Annotated in this window: 1 protein-coding gene; it reads right to left on the minus strand. The window is 67.1% G+C overall.

The window, feature by feature from the left end:
• Nucleotides 1–121 precede the first annotated feature (121 nt).
• A partial coding sequence (locus DTW89_RS19120; protein ID WP_114657083.1) for a ferritin-like domain-containing protein occupies nucleotides 122–774 on the minus strand: 653 nt, incomplete at its 5' end.

Consider the following 774-nt stretch of genomic DNA (forward strand, 5'->3'; position numbering starts at 1 on the left):
GAGTTGGCACCGTTGGCAGGATGTGTGGACATGGGGTGGGGGGTGTTGGTTTCAGCGTGCCAAGAATGCCGGACGCGGCGTTGGCGGATTGTAGAAAAGTTCGGCGTTTAGGGCGCCTGGATCACCCCTGCTGCAGCCACAGCAATTCGGCTTCGGTAAAGCCGGCGCTGCGGCGTGCGGCCTCGTTGAACGGGGGCTTGAGCCGGGGCGCATCGTATTGGCGCACGAGCTGGTCATAAAGGCTTTCGGGGTCCAGCCCCTGGCGCGCGCACAGCCAGCGGTACCAGTGGTTGCCAATGGCCACGTGGCCCACCTCGTCACGCAGGATGGTGTCCAGGATGTCCACGGCAGCCAGTGCATCGGGGGTGCCCACCTGGCGCAGCTTGCGCTGGATCTGTGGCGTGGCGTCCAGGCCGCGCGCTTCCATGGTGCGGGGCACCAGGGCCATGCGGGCGACGATGTCGTGCTGCGTTTTCTCGCACATGGTCCACAGACCCTGGTGGGCCGGGAAATCGCCATAGTCGTGGCCCTGGCGGCGCAGGTGGTCGCGCAGCAGCCTGAAGTGCTGGGCCTCTTCGGCCGCCACGCGCAGCCAGTCGAGGTAATAGGCCGGCGGCATGCCATCAAAACGCCAGACCGCATCAAGGGCCAGGTTGATGGCGTTGAACTCAATGTGCGCAATGGCGTGGATGAGGATGGCACGGCCCTGTGCGGTGGCCGGGGAGCGGCGCGCGACCTCGGTGTGGCGCAGCAGGGCGGGGCGCTCGGGGTGGC

It is taken from the genome of Acidovorax sp. BoFeN1, from assembly GCF_003345135.1.
Lineage (GTDB): Bacteria > Pseudomonadota > Gammaproteobacteria > Burkholderiales > Burkholderiaceae_C > Acidovorax > Acidovorax defluvii.